General features: G+C 38.9%; 15 protein-coding genes. 11 read left to right on the plus strand and 4 right to left on the minus strand.

Annotation, left to right across the window (positions count from 1 at the left end):
• Window positions 1–83: 83 nt before the first annotated feature.
• The 8 genes from lacB to ACWPV5_RS03655 all read left to right on the plus strand — a co-directional run bounded on the left by lacB (window position 84) and on the right by ACWPV5_RS03655 (window position 7,556).
• A complete protein-coding gene (lacB, locus tag ACWPV5_RS03620; RefSeq protein ID WP_001216910.1) occupies window positions 84–599 on the plus strand; it encodes a galactose-6-phosphate isomerase subunit LacB in 516 nt (171 codons plus the stop codon).
• A gap of 10 nt (window positions 600–609) precedes the next feature.
• Window positions 610–1,539 carry a tagatose-6-phosphate kinase gene (locus ACWPV5_RS03625; protein WP_454382354.1) on the plus strand — a complete coding sequence of 310 codons (930 nt, stop codon included), beginning with the start codon at window positions 610–612 and terminating at the stop codon, window positions 1,537–1,539.
• A 1-nt stretch (window position 1,540) separates the two neighbouring features.
• A complete protein-coding gene (lacD, locus tag ACWPV5_RS03630) occupies window positions 1,541–2,521 on the plus strand; it encodes a tagatose-bisphosphate aldolase (RefSeq protein WP_001229114.1) in 981 nt (326 codons plus the stop codon).
• Between the two features lie 234 nt (window positions 2,522–2,755).
• Window positions 2,756–3,592, plus strand: coding sequence for a PRD domain-containing protein (locus ACWPV5_RS03635; RefSeq protein ID WP_454382358.1), 837 nt, complete (start codon window positions 2,756–2,758; stop codon window positions 3,590–3,592).
• A gap of 35 nt (window positions 3,593–3,627) precedes the next feature.
• Complete coding sequence (locus ACWPV5_RS03640) at window positions 3,628–3,945, plus strand: PTS lactose/cellobiose transporter subunit IIA (protein WP_172935166.1); 318 nt, start codon at window positions 3,628–3,630, stop codon at window positions 3,943–3,945.
• Window positions 3,945–5,636 carry a lactose-specific PTS transporter subunit EIIC gene (locus ACWPV5_RS03645; RefSeq protein ID WP_049535247.1) on the plus strand — a complete coding sequence of 564 codons (1,692 nt, stop codon included), beginning with the start codon at window positions 3,945–3,947 and terminating at the stop codon, window positions 5,634–5,636. The genes ACWPV5_RS03640 and ACWPV5_RS03645 overlap by 1 nt, the downstream gene beginning before the upstream one ends.
• A gap of 213 nt (window positions 5,637–5,849) precedes the next feature.
• On the plus strand, window positions 5,850–7,256 hold the full coding sequence (gene lacG, locus ACWPV5_RS03650) for a 6-phospho-beta-galactosidase (protein ID WP_219966628.1): 1,407 nt from the start codon (window positions 5,850–5,852) through the stop codon (window positions 7,254–7,256).
• Window positions 7,257–7,298: 42 nt separating this feature from the next.
• On the plus strand, window positions 7,299–7,556 hold the full coding sequence (locus tag ACWPV5_RS03655) for a DUF3884 family protein (RefSeq protein ID WP_227325429.1): 258 nt from the start codon (window positions 7,299–7,301) through the stop codon (window positions 7,554–7,556).
• A gap of 104 nt (window positions 7,557–7,660) precedes the next feature.
• Here the strand turns inward: ACWPV5_RS03655 and ACWPV5_RS03660 are convergent, their stop codons facing one another.
• From ACWPV5_RS03660 to nrdH, 4 genes are all read right to left on the minus strand, one after another.
• Window positions 7,661–8,428 carry a DeoR/GlpR family DNA-binding transcription regulator gene (locus tag ACWPV5_RS03660; RefSeq protein WP_000917575.1) on the minus strand — a complete coding sequence of 256 codons (768 nt, stop codon included), beginning with the start codon at window positions 8,426–8,428 and terminating at the stop codon, window positions 7,661–7,663.
• Between the two features lie 142 nt (window positions 8,429–8,570).
• Window positions 8,571–9,533: a class 1b ribonucleoside-diphosphate reductase subunit beta gene (gene nrdF, locus ACWPV5_RS03665; protein ID WP_000451385.1), complete on the minus strand. Its 963-nt coding sequence runs from the start codon at window positions 9,531–9,533 to the stop codon at window positions 8,571–8,573.
• A 193-nt stretch (window positions 9,534–9,726) separates the two neighbouring features.
• Window positions 9,727–11,886, minus strand: a complete 2,160-nt coding sequence (gene nrdE, locus ACWPV5_RS03670) for a class 1b ribonucleoside-diphosphate reductase subunit alpha (RefSeq protein ID WP_454382362.1) — start codon at window positions 11,884–11,886, stop codon at window positions 9,727–9,729.
• An 80-nt stretch (window positions 11,887–11,966) separates the two neighbouring features.
• A complete protein-coding gene (gene nrdH / locus ACWPV5_RS03675) occupies window positions 11,967–12,185 on the minus strand; it encodes a glutaredoxin-like protein NrdH (RefSeq protein WP_000259240.1) in 219 nt (72 codons plus the stop codon).
• A gap of 350 nt (window positions 12,186–12,535) precedes the next feature.
• Here nrdH and ACWPV5_RS03680 point away from each other — a divergent pair, with 350 nt between their 5' ends.
• The 3 genes from ACWPV5_RS03680 to ACWPV5_RS03690 all read left to right on the plus strand — a co-directional run bounded on the left by ACWPV5_RS03680 (window position 12,536) and on the right by ACWPV5_RS03690 (window position 15,166).
• Window positions 12,536–12,799, plus strand: coding sequence for a phosphocarrier protein HPr (locus ACWPV5_RS03680; protein ID WP_000146947.1), 264 nt, complete (start codon window positions 12,536–12,538; stop codon window positions 12,797–12,799).
• 5 nt (window positions 12,800–12,804) lie between these two features.
• Window positions 12,805–14,538, plus strand: a complete 1,734-nt coding sequence (ptsP, locus tag ACWPV5_RS03685) for a phosphoenolpyruvate--protein phosphotransferase (protein ID WP_020902391.1) — start codon at window positions 12,805–12,807, stop codon at window positions 14,536–14,538.
• A gap of 133 nt (window positions 14,539–14,671) precedes the next feature.
• Entirely contained in the window at window positions 14,672–15,166 is a 495-nt protein-coding gene (locus ACWPV5_RS03690; RefSeq protein WP_000031481.1) for a YkgJ family cysteine cluster protein, read from the plus strand.
• The last annotated feature ends 42 nt before the right edge of the window (window positions 15,167–15,208 follow it).

The following is a 15,208-nucleotide window of genomic DNA, read 5'->3' on the forward strand; positions in this document are numbered from 1 at the left end:
CTCGCTTCCTAAGCTAATCTTGATTTTTCTTGAGTAAGGATAAATGATATTAGATTTATATAATTAATCGGAGGGAATAACTAATGAGAATTGCAATTGGATGTGACCACATCGTAACAGATGAAAAAATGGCGGTTTCAGAATTTTTAAAATCAAAAGGATATGAAGTCATTGACTTTGGTACATATGACCATACACGTACTCACTACCCAATCTTTGGTAAAAAAGTAGGGGAAGCTGTAACTAGTGGTCAAGCTGATCTTGGGGTATGTATCTGTGGTACTGGTGTAGGTATCAACAACGCTGTAAATAAAGTTCCAGGTGTTCGTTCTGCCTTGGTTCGTGATATGACAACAGCGCTTTATGCTAAAGAACAATTGAACGCTAACGTTATCGGATTTGGTGGTAAGATTACTGGTGAATTGCTTATGTGTGATATCATCGAAGCTTTCATCCATGCTGAATACAAACCATCTGAAGAAAACAAAAAATTGATTGCGAAAATTGAACACCTTGAAAGTCACAATGCTCAACAAACAGACGCAAACTTCTTCACTGAATTCCTTGAAAAATGGGATCGCGGAGAATACCACGACTAAGAGGTGACCTATGATTTTAACAGTCACAATGAACCCATCCATTGATATTTCCTATCCCTTGGATGAGTTAAAGATTGATACTGTCAATCGTGTGGTGGATGTAACCAAAACGGCTGGTGGTAAGGGGCTCAATGTTACTCGAGTACTTTCAGAATTTGGGGATTCTGTTCTTGCTACTGGTTTAGTGGGTGGCAAACTTGGTGAGTTTTTGGTTGAAAATATCGATAATCAAGTAAAGAAAGATTTCTTCTCAATTCAGGGAGAAACTCGTAACTGTATTGCTATTCTCCACGGTGACAACCAAACAGAAGTTCTTGAAAAAGGACCTGAAGTTCTTGAACAAGAAGGTCAAGACTTTTTGGAACATTTCAAAAAACTCTTGGAGTCAGTTGAAGTAGTAGCCATCTCGGGTAGTCTGCCAGCTGGTCTTCCAGTTGATTACTATGCAAGCTTGGTAGAACTTGCTAATCAAGCTGGCAAGCCTGTTGTCTTGGACTGCTCTGGTGCAGCACTTCAGGCGGTTCTTGAATCACCACATAAACCAACAGTCATCAAACCAAATAATGAGGAATTGTCTCAGCTTCTTGGAAGAGAAGTTTCTGAGGATTTGGATGAATTAAAAGAAGTCCTTCAAGAACCTTTGTTTGCAGGTATTGAATGGATTATCGTTTCACTTGGTGCTAACGGTGCCTTTGCCAAACATGGTGATATTTTCTACAAGGTAGATATTCCTAGAATTCAGGTGGTAAATCCTGTTGGATCTGGAGACTCTACTGTGGCAGGAATTTCTTCAGGACTTCTTCACAAAGAATCGGATGCAGAATTACTCATCAAGGCAAATGTCCTTGGTATGCTCAATGCTCAAGAAAAAATGACTGGTCATGTCAACATGGCCAACTATCAAGCTCTATATGATCAATTAATAGTAAAAGAGGTATAAAATGGCTTTAACAGAACAAAAACGTGCACGCTTAGAAAAACTTTCTGATGAAAATGGTATCATCTCAGCTCTTGCATTTGACCAACGTGGTGCTTTGAAACGCCTCATGGCTCAACACCAAACAGAAGAACCAACTGTAGCTCAAATGGAAGAACTGAAAGTTTTGGTAGCAGATGAATTGACTAAATACGCTTCATCTATGCTTCTTGATCCTGAGTATGGACTTCCAGCAACTAAAGCTCTTGATGAAAAAGCTGGTCTTCTCCTTGCTTATGAAAAAACAGGTTATGACACAACAAGCACAAAACGCTTGCCAGACTGCTTGGATGTTTGGTCTGCAAAACGTATTAAAGAAGAAGGTGCAGATGCAGTTAAATTCTTGCTTTACTATGATGTAGATAGCTCAGACGAACTCAACCAAGAAAAACAAGCTTACATCGAACGCATCGGTTCTGAATGTGTGGCTGAAGATATCCCATTCTTCCTTGAAATCCTTGCTTACGATGAAAAAATTGCTGATGCTGGTTCTGTAGAATACGCTAAAGTAAAACCACACAAAGTTATCGGTGCTATGAAAGTCTTCTCAGACCCACGCTTTAACATTGATGTCTTGAAAGTAGAAGTTCCTGTTAACATTAAATATGTTGAAGGCTTCGCTGAAGGTGAAGTGGTATATACACGTGAAGAGGCAGCAGCCTTCTTCAAAGCTCAAGATGAAGCAACTAACTTGCCATACATCTACTTGAGTGCTGGTGTATCAGCTAAACTTTTCCAAGATACTCTTGTATTTGCTCATGAATCAGGTGCAAACTTTAACGGAGTTCTTTGTGGCCGTGCTACATGGGCTGGATCAGTTGAAGCTTATATCAAAGATGGTGAAGCAGCAGCTCGCGAATGGCTTCGAACAACTGGATTTGAAAACATTGACGAACTCAATAAAGTTCTTCAAACAACAGCGACTTCATGGAAAGAACGCGTGTAAGCAAGTCCTCCTAGGTTAGGAACATGAATCTAAAAAATTTTTAAAAAAGTTAACATGTAAGGGTTTACAAAATAACTTACTTGTGCTATACTTAAATCACAAGTTAATACAAGGTGAGTGTTACTAAGTAATATTAGGCATGATCACAGGTGAATTAGAAATCGGCTGATTTTCTAGTTCATTTGTGGTCATTTTTTGTACTAATATACCTTTAAGATATACAAGGAGGTTGACATGTATCGAATTCTAAATCCAATGAATCACAATGTCTCGCTTGTCAGAAATGATAAAGGAGAAGAAGTGATTGTGATTGGTAAGGGGATTACATTTGGAAAGAAGAAAGGGGATTTGATTGCTGAACATCAGGTTGAGAAAATCTTTCGGATGAAGACCGAAGAGTCCAGAGAAAACTTTATGGCTCTCCTTAAAGATGTTCCGCTTGATTTTATCACAGTGACCTATGAAATCATTGATAAACTATCAAAGAAATATCATTATCCGATTCAAGAGTATCTCTACGTAACCTTGACAGATCATATTTACTGTTCTTACCAAGCTCTAGCACAAGGAAGGTACAAGGATAGTAATCTGCCAGATATTTCCACTAAGTATCCTGTCGCTTTTCAAATCGCAAATGAAGCATTTGAAATTTACCGTCAGAAGCTAGCAGATCATTTTCCTGAGGACGAAATTATTCGGATTGCTTATCATTTCATTAATGCCGAAGGTGAAAATGAAGTGGAACTTGTGGAGTCGATTGATAAGAGGAAAGAAATTCTCAGGAATGTTGAAGAAGTTTTAACGGACTATGCAATTCAACGAACTAAAGAGAATAACCATTTCTATGATCGCTTTATGATACATTTGAATTATTTCTTGGATTATTTAGACAGATCTAGAGATGATAACCAATCACTTCTGGATATGGAAGATCATATTAAACAATCCTATCCAAAAGCGTTCGAGATTGGTTTCAAGATTTATGATGTGATTACGCAACATACGGGTATTGATTTGTATAAAAGTGAACGTGTTTATCTAGTTCTACATATCCAACGTTTATTGTCATAAAAATTTATTTAAAACTATATAAGGAGAATTCTATCATGAATAGAGAAGAAGTAACATTGTTAGGTTTTGAAATCGTAGCCTATGCTGGCGATGCTCGTTCAAAACTATTGGAAGCCTTGAAGGCTGCTGAAGCTGGTGATTTTGAAAAAGCGGACAGATTAGTTGAGGAAGCTGGTAGCTGTATTGCTGAGGCTCACCATGCTCAAACAAGTCTATTGACTAAGGAAGCTTCTGGTGAGGATTTAGCATATAGTGTGACCATGATGCATGGTCAAGACCACTTGATGACAACTATTTTGTTAAAAGATTTGATGCACCATTTAATTGAACTCTATAAGAGAGGAGTTAAGTAATGAATAAATTAATTGCATTTATTGAGAAAGGAAAACCTTTCTTTGAGAAGCTATCTCGTAATATCTATCTTCGTGCCATTCGTGATGGTTTCATTGCAGGTATGCCTGTTATTCTCTTCTCAAGTATCTTTATCTTGATTGCTTTTGTGCCAAACTCATGGGGTTTTAAATGGTCTGATGATGTTGTTAATCTCCTCATGAAACCTTACAGCTATTCAATGGGGATTTTGGCTCTATTGGTAGCTGGTACAACAGCTAAGTCCTTGACCGACTCAGTAAACCGTAGCATGGAAAAAACCAATCAAATCAACTATATGTCAACACTTTTGGCAGCAATTGTTGGTTTGTTGATGTTGGCAGCTGATCCTATCGAAAATGGTCTAGCTACTGGATTCTTGGGGACAAAAGGTTTGCTTTCAGCCTTCCTTGCTGCCTTTGTTACTGTAGCCATCTATAAGGTTTGTGTTAAGAACAACGTCACTATTCGTATGCCTGACGAAGTTCCACCAAATATCTCACAAGTCTTTAAAGATGTGATTCCATTCACTCTATCAGTAGTTTCTCTTTATGCTCTTGATTTACTAGCTCGTCATTTTGTTGGTGCAAGCGTAGCTGAATCAATCGGTAAATTCTTTGCACCATTATTCTCTGCAGCTGATGGCTATCTTGGTATTACCATTATCTTTGGTGCCTTTGCCTTCTTCTGGTTTGTTGGTATCCATGGTCCATCTATTGTTGAACCTGCTATCGCAGCAATTACCTATGCAAATGCCGAAGTCAACTTGAACCTTCTCCAACAAGGTATGCACGCTGACAAGATTCTTACTTCTGGTACACAAATGTTTATCGTTACCATGGGTGGTACTGGTGCGACACTGGTTGTTCCATTCATGTTCATGTGGTTAACAAAATCAAAACGTAACCGTGCCATCGGTCGTGCTTCAGTAGTTCCAACATTCTTTGGTGTAAATGAACCAATCTTGTTTGGTGCACCGCTTGTATTGAACCCAATCTTCTTCATTCCATTTATCTTTGCACCAATTGCAAACGTATGGATCTTCAAATTCTTTATTGAAACACTTGGAATGAACTCATTTACTGCTAATCTACCATGGACAACCCCAGCTCCACTAGGTCTAGTTCTTGGTACTAACTTCCAAGTTCTATCATTCATTCTTGCTGCCCTTCTAATTGTGGTTGACGTAGTCATTTACTACCCATTCCTTAAAGTCTATGATGAACAAATTCTTGAAGAAGAACGTTCAGGTAAATCTAATGACGAATTGAAAGAAAAAGTTGCTGCAAACTTCAACACTGCAAAAGCAGATGCTATTCTTGAGAAAGCGGGTGTCGATGCAGCTCAAAATACAATTACTGAAGAAACAAATGTCCTCGTTCTCTGTGCCGGTGGAGGCACAAGTGGACTTCTCGCAAATGCTTTGAATAAGGCAGCTGCAGAATACAATGTTCCTGTGAAAGCAGCAGCAGGTGGTTATGGTGCTCACCGTGAAATGTTGCCAGAGTTTGATTTGGTTATCCTTGCCCCTCAAGTTGCTTCAAACTTTGAAGATATGAAAGCAGAAACAGATAAACTCGGTATTAAACTTGCGAAAACAGAAGGCGCTCAATACATCAAATTAACCCGTGATGGAAAAGGTGCTCTAGCATTCGTACAAGCTCAATTCGATTAACGATAGGGACTATGAAATAGTTTCCTCTCGTTACGGAAATCGCTATGGCGAATTTCCTAATCGCCTTGTTAATTCGTCGGTAAAAAGATATCGTTTTTACCTCCTCATGTCACAATTCGGTGACTTGTTACAAGAAGTGAGATGGAGAAGGATGGCTCACTGACTCCTCTCTCTCACTTTTACTTTATTTAAATCAAGAAATAGGTGAAAAAAATGACAAAAACATTACCAAAAGACTTTATTTTTGGTGGCGCAACAGCTGCCTATCAAGCAGAAGGCGCTACGCATACTGATGGAAAAGGACCAGTTGCTTGGGATAAATATCTTGAAGATAACTACTGGTACACTGCAGAACCAGCCAGTGATTTTTACAATCGATATCCAGTTGACCTCAAGTTGGCAGAAGAGTATGGTGTCAATGGCATTCGAATTTCTATTGCCTGGTCACGTATTTTCCCAACCGGTTACGGTCAAGTAAATGCTAAAGGTGTCGAGTTTTATCATAATCTATTTGCAGAGTGTCACAAACGTCATGTTGAGCCTTTTGTAACTCTTCATCACTTTGACACTCCAGAAGCTCTCCATTCAAATGGAGACTTCTTAAATCGTGAAAATATCGAATACTTTGTAGACTACGCGGCTTTCTGTTTTGAAGAATTTCCAGAAGTCAACTATTGGACAACTTTCAATGAAATTGGACCAATCGGTGATGGTCAATACTTGGTTGGGAAATTCCCTCCAGGTATTCAGTACGACCTTGCCAAAGTTTTCCAATCGCACCACAATATGATGGTTTCTCATGCGCGTGCAGTCAAGCTATTTAAAGATAAAGGTTATAAAGGTGAAATTGGTGTTGTTCACGCACTGCCAACCAAGTATCCTTTAGATCCTAAAAATCCAGCAGATGTTATTGCGGCAGAGTTGGAGGACATTATCCATAACAAATTTATCTTGGATGCAACTTATCTGGGTCACTACTCTGAAAAGACTCTGGCAGGGGTAGAGGCTATCTTGGCTGCCAATGGTGGTAGCTTGGATCTTCGTGAAGAAGATTTTACAGCATTAGAAGCTGCGAAAGACTTGAACGACTTCCTTGGAATCAATTACTATATGAGTGACTGGATGGAAGCATTTGATGGAGAAACTGAAGTTATCCATAATGGTAAGGGTGAGAAAGGAAGCTCTAAATACCAAATCAAAGGTGTTGGTCGTCGTGTAGCTCCTGACTATGTACCACGTACGGATTGGGATTGGATTATCTACCCTCAAGGTTTGTATGACCAAATCATGCGCGTGAAGAAAGATTATCCGAACTACAAGAAGATTTACATCACTGAAAATGGACTTGGTTATAAAGATGAGTTCGTTGATAACACTGTTTACGATGATGGCCGTATTGATTATGTCAAACAACACTTGGAAGTCTTGTCTGATGCTATTGCAGATGGCGCTAATGTAAAAGGTTACTTCATTTGGTCATTAATGGATGTCTTCTCATGGTCAAACGGATATGAGAAACGTTACGGTCTTTTCTATGTAGACTTTGAAACTCAAGAACGTTATCCTAAGAAATCAGCTCACTGGTACAAGAAAGTAGCGGAAAGTCAGATTATAGACTAGTAGAATTAGTCATTAGATATAGAATTTTAGTGAGGCAAAAAGATGTTCAAAGATTTTATCCAATCAATTTATGAAAAAGTTTATATTATCAATTTTGATAAATGTTCTCAAATACCTTGTTTGACTAATGAGGAGCTGAAAAAACTTGGGAAATGGTATGTCTCTACCGGTAAAGAATGGATTTGCCATTCAGACTATGAGCTGGAAGAATTTAAAAAAATCTTTTTAAATTTTATCAGTCCTGAAGAACGGGATAATATCTCCTTTGATTCAGATTTTATGCCATTTCAACAATCATAAAGAATCTAGGAAACTCTTTGTAAAAATCTTCATCAAAAAATGCGTCGTATCAAGATTCTTATTTTCTTGATATGACGCATTTTATATTTTATCAATTATCAGTTTTATGGTTTAGAAAGAATAATTTTTGTTTGTTTTGAAAGTTGTTCGAAGGTTTCTTTGCTCAGTTTAGAATCTGAAACGATGGTATCAATATCAGAGATATTGTAGAAGGTATAGAAATCAAATTTATTGAACTTACTATTGTCAGCTAGTAAGTATTTTTTATTGGAATTATTGAGGGCGATGCGTTGTGATTCACCTTCCTCTTCACTAAAGGTCGCAATCGCATTGTCCTGAATACCATTACAGCTAACGAAAGCTTTAGAAAATTGAAGATTGGCTAAGTTTTGCAAGGTTAGTGTTCCCACAAAGGCTCCAGTGATAGAGCGGTAGTTTCCACCAATTAAAATCAAATCTGTTAGTTTTCGTTCGTTTAGGATGAGAAAAACTGGTAAACTGTTTGTTACAACACGAATATTATCAATTGGTAGTTCACGGGCAAAAGATTCCAATGTTGTTCCTGGGCCAATAAAAATGGTTTCTCCTTCATCGATTAAATGGCCTGCAAAACGGCTGATTTCTTGTTTTTCTGCGATTTGTAAGCTTTGTTTTTCGATATTTGAACGTTCATTGTTTAAAATGGAACCTGTGCGAATTTTTTCAGCTCCCCCGTGCACTCGAACAAGTAAATCCTTGTCTGCTAACTCTTGCAAGTAGCGTCTAGCAGTCATATCTGATACATCCAAGCGAGTCATGATTTCTTTTACAGTAATAGTTCCCTTTGTATTTACCGTTTCTAGAATATTATCTAGTTTTTCCTGCTTTAACATCGTTATCACCTCTATTTCTATTACTATTTTATCATAAAGTATTCAATCAATCAATTTAAAAAACAAAAGAAAACAAAAACAAAAACATCATGGTTGTTTTAAACAAACTATGATGTTTTTATCACTTATAAAATAGATGACCTTAGTCCAAACCGTAGTTGTAGTCATCGTCTTGCATGGCTTCAACTTCGCCAAGAAGGTAACCATTTCCGACTTGAGAGAAGAAGTCGTGGTTGGAAGTTCCTGTTGAAATACCGTTCATAACGATTGGGTTGACATCATCCGCTGAGTCTGGGAAGAGTGGATCTTGTCCCAGGTTCATGAGTGCCTTGTTAGCATTGTAGCGAAGGAAGGTTTTAACTTCTTCCGTCCAACCAACACCGTCATAGAGGCTTTCTGTGTAGCCTTCTTCATTCTCGTAAAGAGTGTAGAGCAGGTCGTACATCCAATCTTTGAGTTTTTCTTGCTCTTCTTCAGGCAATTCATTGAAACCAAGTTGGAATTTGTAACCGATGTAAGTTCCGTGAACAGACTCGTCACGAATAATTAATTTGATGATTTCCGCAACGTTGGCAAGTTTGTTATTACCAAGGTAGTAGAGCGGTGTGAAGAAACCAGAGTAGAAGAGGAATGTTTCAAGGAAGACGCTGGCTACTTTCTTTTCAAGTGGGCTACCGTTTAGGTAGATTTCGTTGACGATCTCAGCCTTCTTTTGTAGGTAAGGATTGGTATTGGTCCATTCGAAAATTTCTTCAATCTCAGCCTTTGTATTCAAGGTAGAAAAGATTGATGAATAAGATTTTGCGTGGACAGATTCCATAAATTGGATGTTATTGAAAACAGCTTCTTCATGGGGAGTACGGATGTCTGCGCGAAGGGCTTGAACCCCAGTTTCAGATTGCATGGTGTCGAGAAGGGTTAAACCACCAAAGACTTTTCCTACCAAGTCTTTTTCTACATTTGATAGCTTTCTCCAGTCATCCAAGTCATTTGACAAGGGAATACGTGTATCAAGCCAGAATTGCTCCGTCAGTTTTTCCCAAGTTGATTTGTCGATGACATCTTCGATGGCATTCCAGTTAATGGCTTTGTAGTAAGTTTCCATTTGAAATCTCTTTCTGTGTTTAGTATTGCGAACTCACGATCATTTCTATTTTATCATAATTCTAGAGGAGTATCGCACAAAAAGTCGGAAGCCCGACTTTTTGTTATTTCATAGTATAGATGCTTATTCCAGTCTAGTTTAGCAGGGTGAATGAATCACTAATCTGAGAAAAAGGAGTTTTCTCAAGCAAAGATTAAATCACACAGCTTTCACATTGGTTGGCACCGACTTCTCCACCATCATCTGTAAAGGTACGGACGTAGTAGATAGACTTGATACCCTTGTTAAAGGCATAGTTACGAAGGATAGATAAGTCACGTGTCGTTTGTTTGTTTTCTTTCTTCCATTCGTAAAGTCCTTTTGGAATATCACTACGCATGAAGAGAGTAAGTGAAAGTCCTTGGTCCACATGCTCAGTCGCAGCAGAGTAAACATCAATCACTTTACGCATATCCATGTCGTAAGCAGAAGTGTAGTAAGGAATAGTATCTGTTGACAAACCTGCGGCAGGATAGTAGATTTTACCGATTTTCTTTTCTTGGCGTTCTTCGATACGTTGCGTAATCGGGTGGATAGAAGCGGAAACGTCATTGATGTAACTGATAGAACCATTTGGCGCTACAGCAAGGCGGTTTTGGTGGTAAAGACCATCTGCTTGAACCTTTTCGCGAAGTTCAGCCCAGTCAGCAGCGCTTGGAATAAAGACATCTTTGAACAGTTCTTTAACACGGTCTGATTTTGGAACAAATTCGCCTGTCACATACTTGTCGAAGTAGCTTCCCTTAGCATAGTCTGATTTTTCAAAGTTATGGAAGGTAATACCACGTTCACGCGCGATATTGTTTGACTCTACCAAGGTCCAGTAGTTCATAAGCATAAAGTAGATGCTTGTAAATTCAACAGACTCAGGCGATCCATATTCAATCAATTGTTGGGCAAGGTAGCTGTGAAGTCCCATGGCACCGAGACCAAAGGTATGGGCTTGGCTATTTCCATGGTCGATAGTAGGAACAGCTACGATGTGCGAACTATCTGTAACGAAAGTAAGGGCACGAACCATAGCACGGATAGAACGACCAAAGTCAGGTGAAGTCATCATGTTGACTACGTTGGTTGAACCAAGGTTACATGAAACGTCCGTTCCCATTTGAAGGAATTCTTGAGCATCGTTGATCAAGCTTGGTTCTTGAACTTGAAGAATCTCAGAACACAAGTTGCTCATGATAATCTTACCATCAACAGGGTTTGCACGGTTAGCCGTATCAATGTTGACCACATAAGGGTAACCAGACTCTTGTTGCAATTTAGAGATTTCAGTTTCCAAATCACGCGCCTTGATTTTTGTCTTGCGGATGTTTGGATTTGCGATCAATTCATCGTATTTTTCTGTGATGTCGATGTAGTTAAATGGCACACCATATTCAAGCTCTACAGAATATGGGCTGAAGAGGTACATTTCTTCATTTTTGCGAGCCAATTCGTAGAATTTATCTGGTACTACAACACCAAGTGAGAGAGTCTTTACACGAACTTTCTCGTCAGCATTTTCTTTCTTAGTTGAAAGAAAGGCGATGATATCTGGGTGAAAGACATTTAGATAGACAACCCCAGCACCTTGACGTTGCCCCAATTGGTTGGAGTAAGAGAAGCTATCTTCGAAGAGTTTCATAACTGGTACGACACCAGAAGCAGCACCTTCATATCCTTTGATAGGTGCACCAGCTTCACGAAGGTTGCTGAGGGAAATTCCCACACCACCACCGATACGTGAAAGTTGAAGGGCAGAGTTGATAGAACGACCGATAGAGTTCATATCATCAGTTACTTGGATCAGGAAACATGATACTAATTCACCACGACGAGCACGTCCAGCATTCAAGAAGGAAGGAGTAGCGGGTTGATAGCGTTGGTGGATGATTTCATTGGCAATATCGATGGCAATAGCTTCATTCCCATCAGCGAAATAAAGGGCGTTAAAGAAGACACGGTCTTCCATACTTTCAAGATAATATTCACCGTCGTTAGTTTTTAAAGCATATTGATTGTAAAATTTATAAGCTGCCATGAAAGACTTGAATTGGAAGTTTTGGTCTTTGATAAATTGATGCAATTCTTCCAAAAATTCTGGACGGTATTTCTTGATAAAGGCTGTTTCGATGTAGTTGTGTTCAATGAGGTAGTTGATTTTATCTTTGATTGAATCAAAATCCATAGTGTTTGGAACTACATTTTCTTTAAAGAAAGCATCCAAGGCTTCCTTATCTTTATGAAGCATGATTTGTCCATTGACAGGACGGTTGATTTCGTTATTGAGACGGAAGTAAGTCACGTCCTCAAGATGTTTTAATCCCATAAAATTTCCCTTATCTAATTACAAAAGAAAGGCTTCTAAGTTAGCCCTAGAAGCAGTTTCTTCTGGATGATGTACTAAGATTATGCTAATTGTTTCAGTTTTCCTGGTTGGAAACCTGAAAAGACTTCAGTTGGTGTTTGGATAACAGGAGCTGCGCTGAAACCGAGCTCTTTAACTTGATCGATGTACTCAGGTTGCTCATCAAGATTGATTTCGCGATAAGCGACATTATTACTGTCCAAGAAACGTTTGGTCATCTTACATTGGACACAGTTGTTTTTAGAATAAACGGTTACCATTGTGTAACTCCTCTTTCAAAATAGATTACTTTCTTAGTATATCAGAAATTGAAATTTTGTCAACGATTTAAAACTAAATATAGTGGTCTGTTTTTATACACAGCTAAACAAAACACAATATGTAGTGTTTGCTTTGCGAAATAGTGATAATTATCCTATAAGTTGTTTTTTGGAAAACTATATCCTGTGTTTTGTCATCTAGGATAGAAGATTTTCAGCAAGTTATCTGAAAGGAAATTGAATAAATCCCATAAAATGCTTGAAAAAAATCCTAGAAGATGATATAATACCAAATTGTAAGGGTTATCACATATAACTCAAAAAAGAAAGAACAAAAGGAGAGTCAAACTATGGCTTCTAAAGATTTCCACGTAGTGGCAGAAACAGGTATTCACGCACGTCCAGCAACATTGTTGGTACAAACTGCTAGCAAATTTGCTTCAGATATCACTCTTGAGTACAAAGGTAAATCAGTTAACCTTAAATCAATCATGGGTGTTATGAGTCTTGGTGTTGGCCAAGGTGCTGACGTAACTATCTCAGCTGAAGGTGCAGATGCAGATGACGCTATCGCTGCAATCTCAGAAACAATGGAAAAAGAAGGATTGGCATAAGGAAAATGACAGAAATGCTTAAAGGAATCGCGGCATCTGACGGTGTTGCAGTTGCAAAAGCATATCTACTCGTTCAACCGGATTTGTCATTCGAGACTGTTTCAGTCGAAGATACAAACGCAGAAGAGGCTCGTTTGGATGTAGCTCTTGAAGCTTCTCAAAACGAGCTTTCTCTTATCCGTGAGAAAGCTGTAGGTACGCTTGGTGAAGAAGCGGCTCAAGTTTTTGACGCTCATTTGATGGTTCTTTCTGACCCAGAATTGATTGGTCAGATCAAAGAAACAATCCGTGCTAAGAAAGTCAACGCAGAAGCAGGTCTTAAAGAGGTGACTGACATGTTCATCACTATCTTTGAAGGCATGGAAGACAACCCATACATGCAAGAACGTGCAGCGGATATCCGCGACGTGACAAAACGTGTATTGGCAAACCTTCTTGGTAAAAAATTGCCAAACCCAGCTTCTATCAATGAAGAAGTAATCGTAATTGCGCATGACTTGACACCATCTGATACAGCTCAATTGGACAAAAACTTTGTAAAAGCTTTTGTAACAAATATCGGTGGACGTACAAGCCACTCAGCTATCATGGCACGTACACTTGAAATTGCAGCTGTATTGGGAACAAATAACATCACTGAAGTAGTGAAAGACGGTGATATCCTTGCCGTTAACGGAATTACTGGTGAAGTGATTATCAACCCAACAGATGAACAAGCGGCAGAATTTAAAGCAGCTGGTGAAGCTTATGCTAAACAAAAAGCTGAATGGGCACTTTTGAAAGATGCTCAAACAGTGACTGCTGACGGTAAACACTTCGAGTTGGCTGCTAACATCGGTACTCCAAAAGACGTTGAAGGTGTTAACAACAACGGTGCAGAAGCTGTTGGACTTTACCGTACAGAGTTCTTGTACATGGATTCTCAAGACTTCCCAACTGAAGATGAGCAGTATGAAGCATACAAGGCTGTTCTTGAGGGAATGAATGGTAAACCAGTAGTTGTTCGTACAATGGATATTGGTGGAGATAAGGAACTTCCTTACTTCGATATGCCACACGAAATGAACCCATTCCTTGGATTCCGTGCCCTTCGTATCTCTATTTCTGAAACTGGAGATGCAATGTTCCGTACACAAATCCGTGCCCTTCTTCGTGCTTCTGTTCATGGTCAATTGCGTATCATGTTCCCAATGGTTGCCCTTTTGAAAGAATTCCGTGCAGCTAAAGCAGTTTATGAAGAAGAAAAAGCAAACCTTCTTGCAGAAGGTGTTGCAGTTGCGGATGACATCCAAGTTGGTATCATGATTGAAATCCCTGCAGCAGCGATGCTTGCAGATCAATTTGCAAAAGAAGTAGACTTCATGTCAATTGGTACAAACGACTTGATCCAATACTCAATGGCAGCAGACCGTATGAACGAGCAAGTTTCATACCTTTACCAACCATATAACCCATCAATCCTTCGCTTGATCAACAATGTTATCAAGGCAGCTCATGCTGAAGGTAAATGGGCTGGTATGTGTGGTGAGATGGCTGGTGACCAAAAAGCTGTTCCACTTCTTGTCGGAATGGGCTTGGATGAGTTTTCTATGTCAGCAACATCAGTACTTCGTACACGTAGCTTGATGAAAAAATTGGACACTGCTAAGATGGAAGAGTACGCTAACCGTGCCCTTACAGAGTGTTCAACAATGGAAGAAGTCCTTGAACTTCAAAAAGAATACGTTAACTTTGATTAATGTCATTAACCTTGTAACCTAGTTGCAAGGTTTTTTGACGCATTTTGGGAAAGTATAGTCTATTAAACTCCACTTTTCAATGGTTCAGAGGCATGGTATAATAGGGGAAAGTAATTAGAATAAGAGAGAAACCATGTCTAAAGAAATTGATATTGAGTATTACCACCAGCTAGCCTTACAAAAGCAGAAGGAGCATCGAAAAGTTTTAGCCAATTTAAAGAAAAAGCCACCAAAAAATCTAGATAAGATAGCCCAGCAGATTCACCAAGAAGTATTTGAGGAAATTGATTGTACTGCCTGTGCCAACTGTTGCAAGACATTGGGTCCTGACTTTAAAGAAGCGGATATTACACGAATCGCCAAGTATTTTAAGATGAAATTACCAGCTTTTGAAGCGGAGTTTCTGCAGGTAGATGAAGATGGTGATAAGGTTTTTAAATCCATGCCTTGTCCCTTTCTAGGAGGAGATAATCTTTGTTCCATCTATGACGTTCGTCCAAAGGCCTGTCGAGAGTTCCCCCATACAGATCGCAAAAAGATCCATCAAATCAACCATTTGACGATTAAGAATACTTTGACCTGTCCAGCAGCCTATCTCTTTGTTGAAAAATTAAAGGATAAGTTATAGAGATTTAAAGGATAAAAAATTTCTAATAATAACTAGTAATAT

Source organism: Streptococcus sp. Marseille-Q7156 (assembly GCF_965119495.1).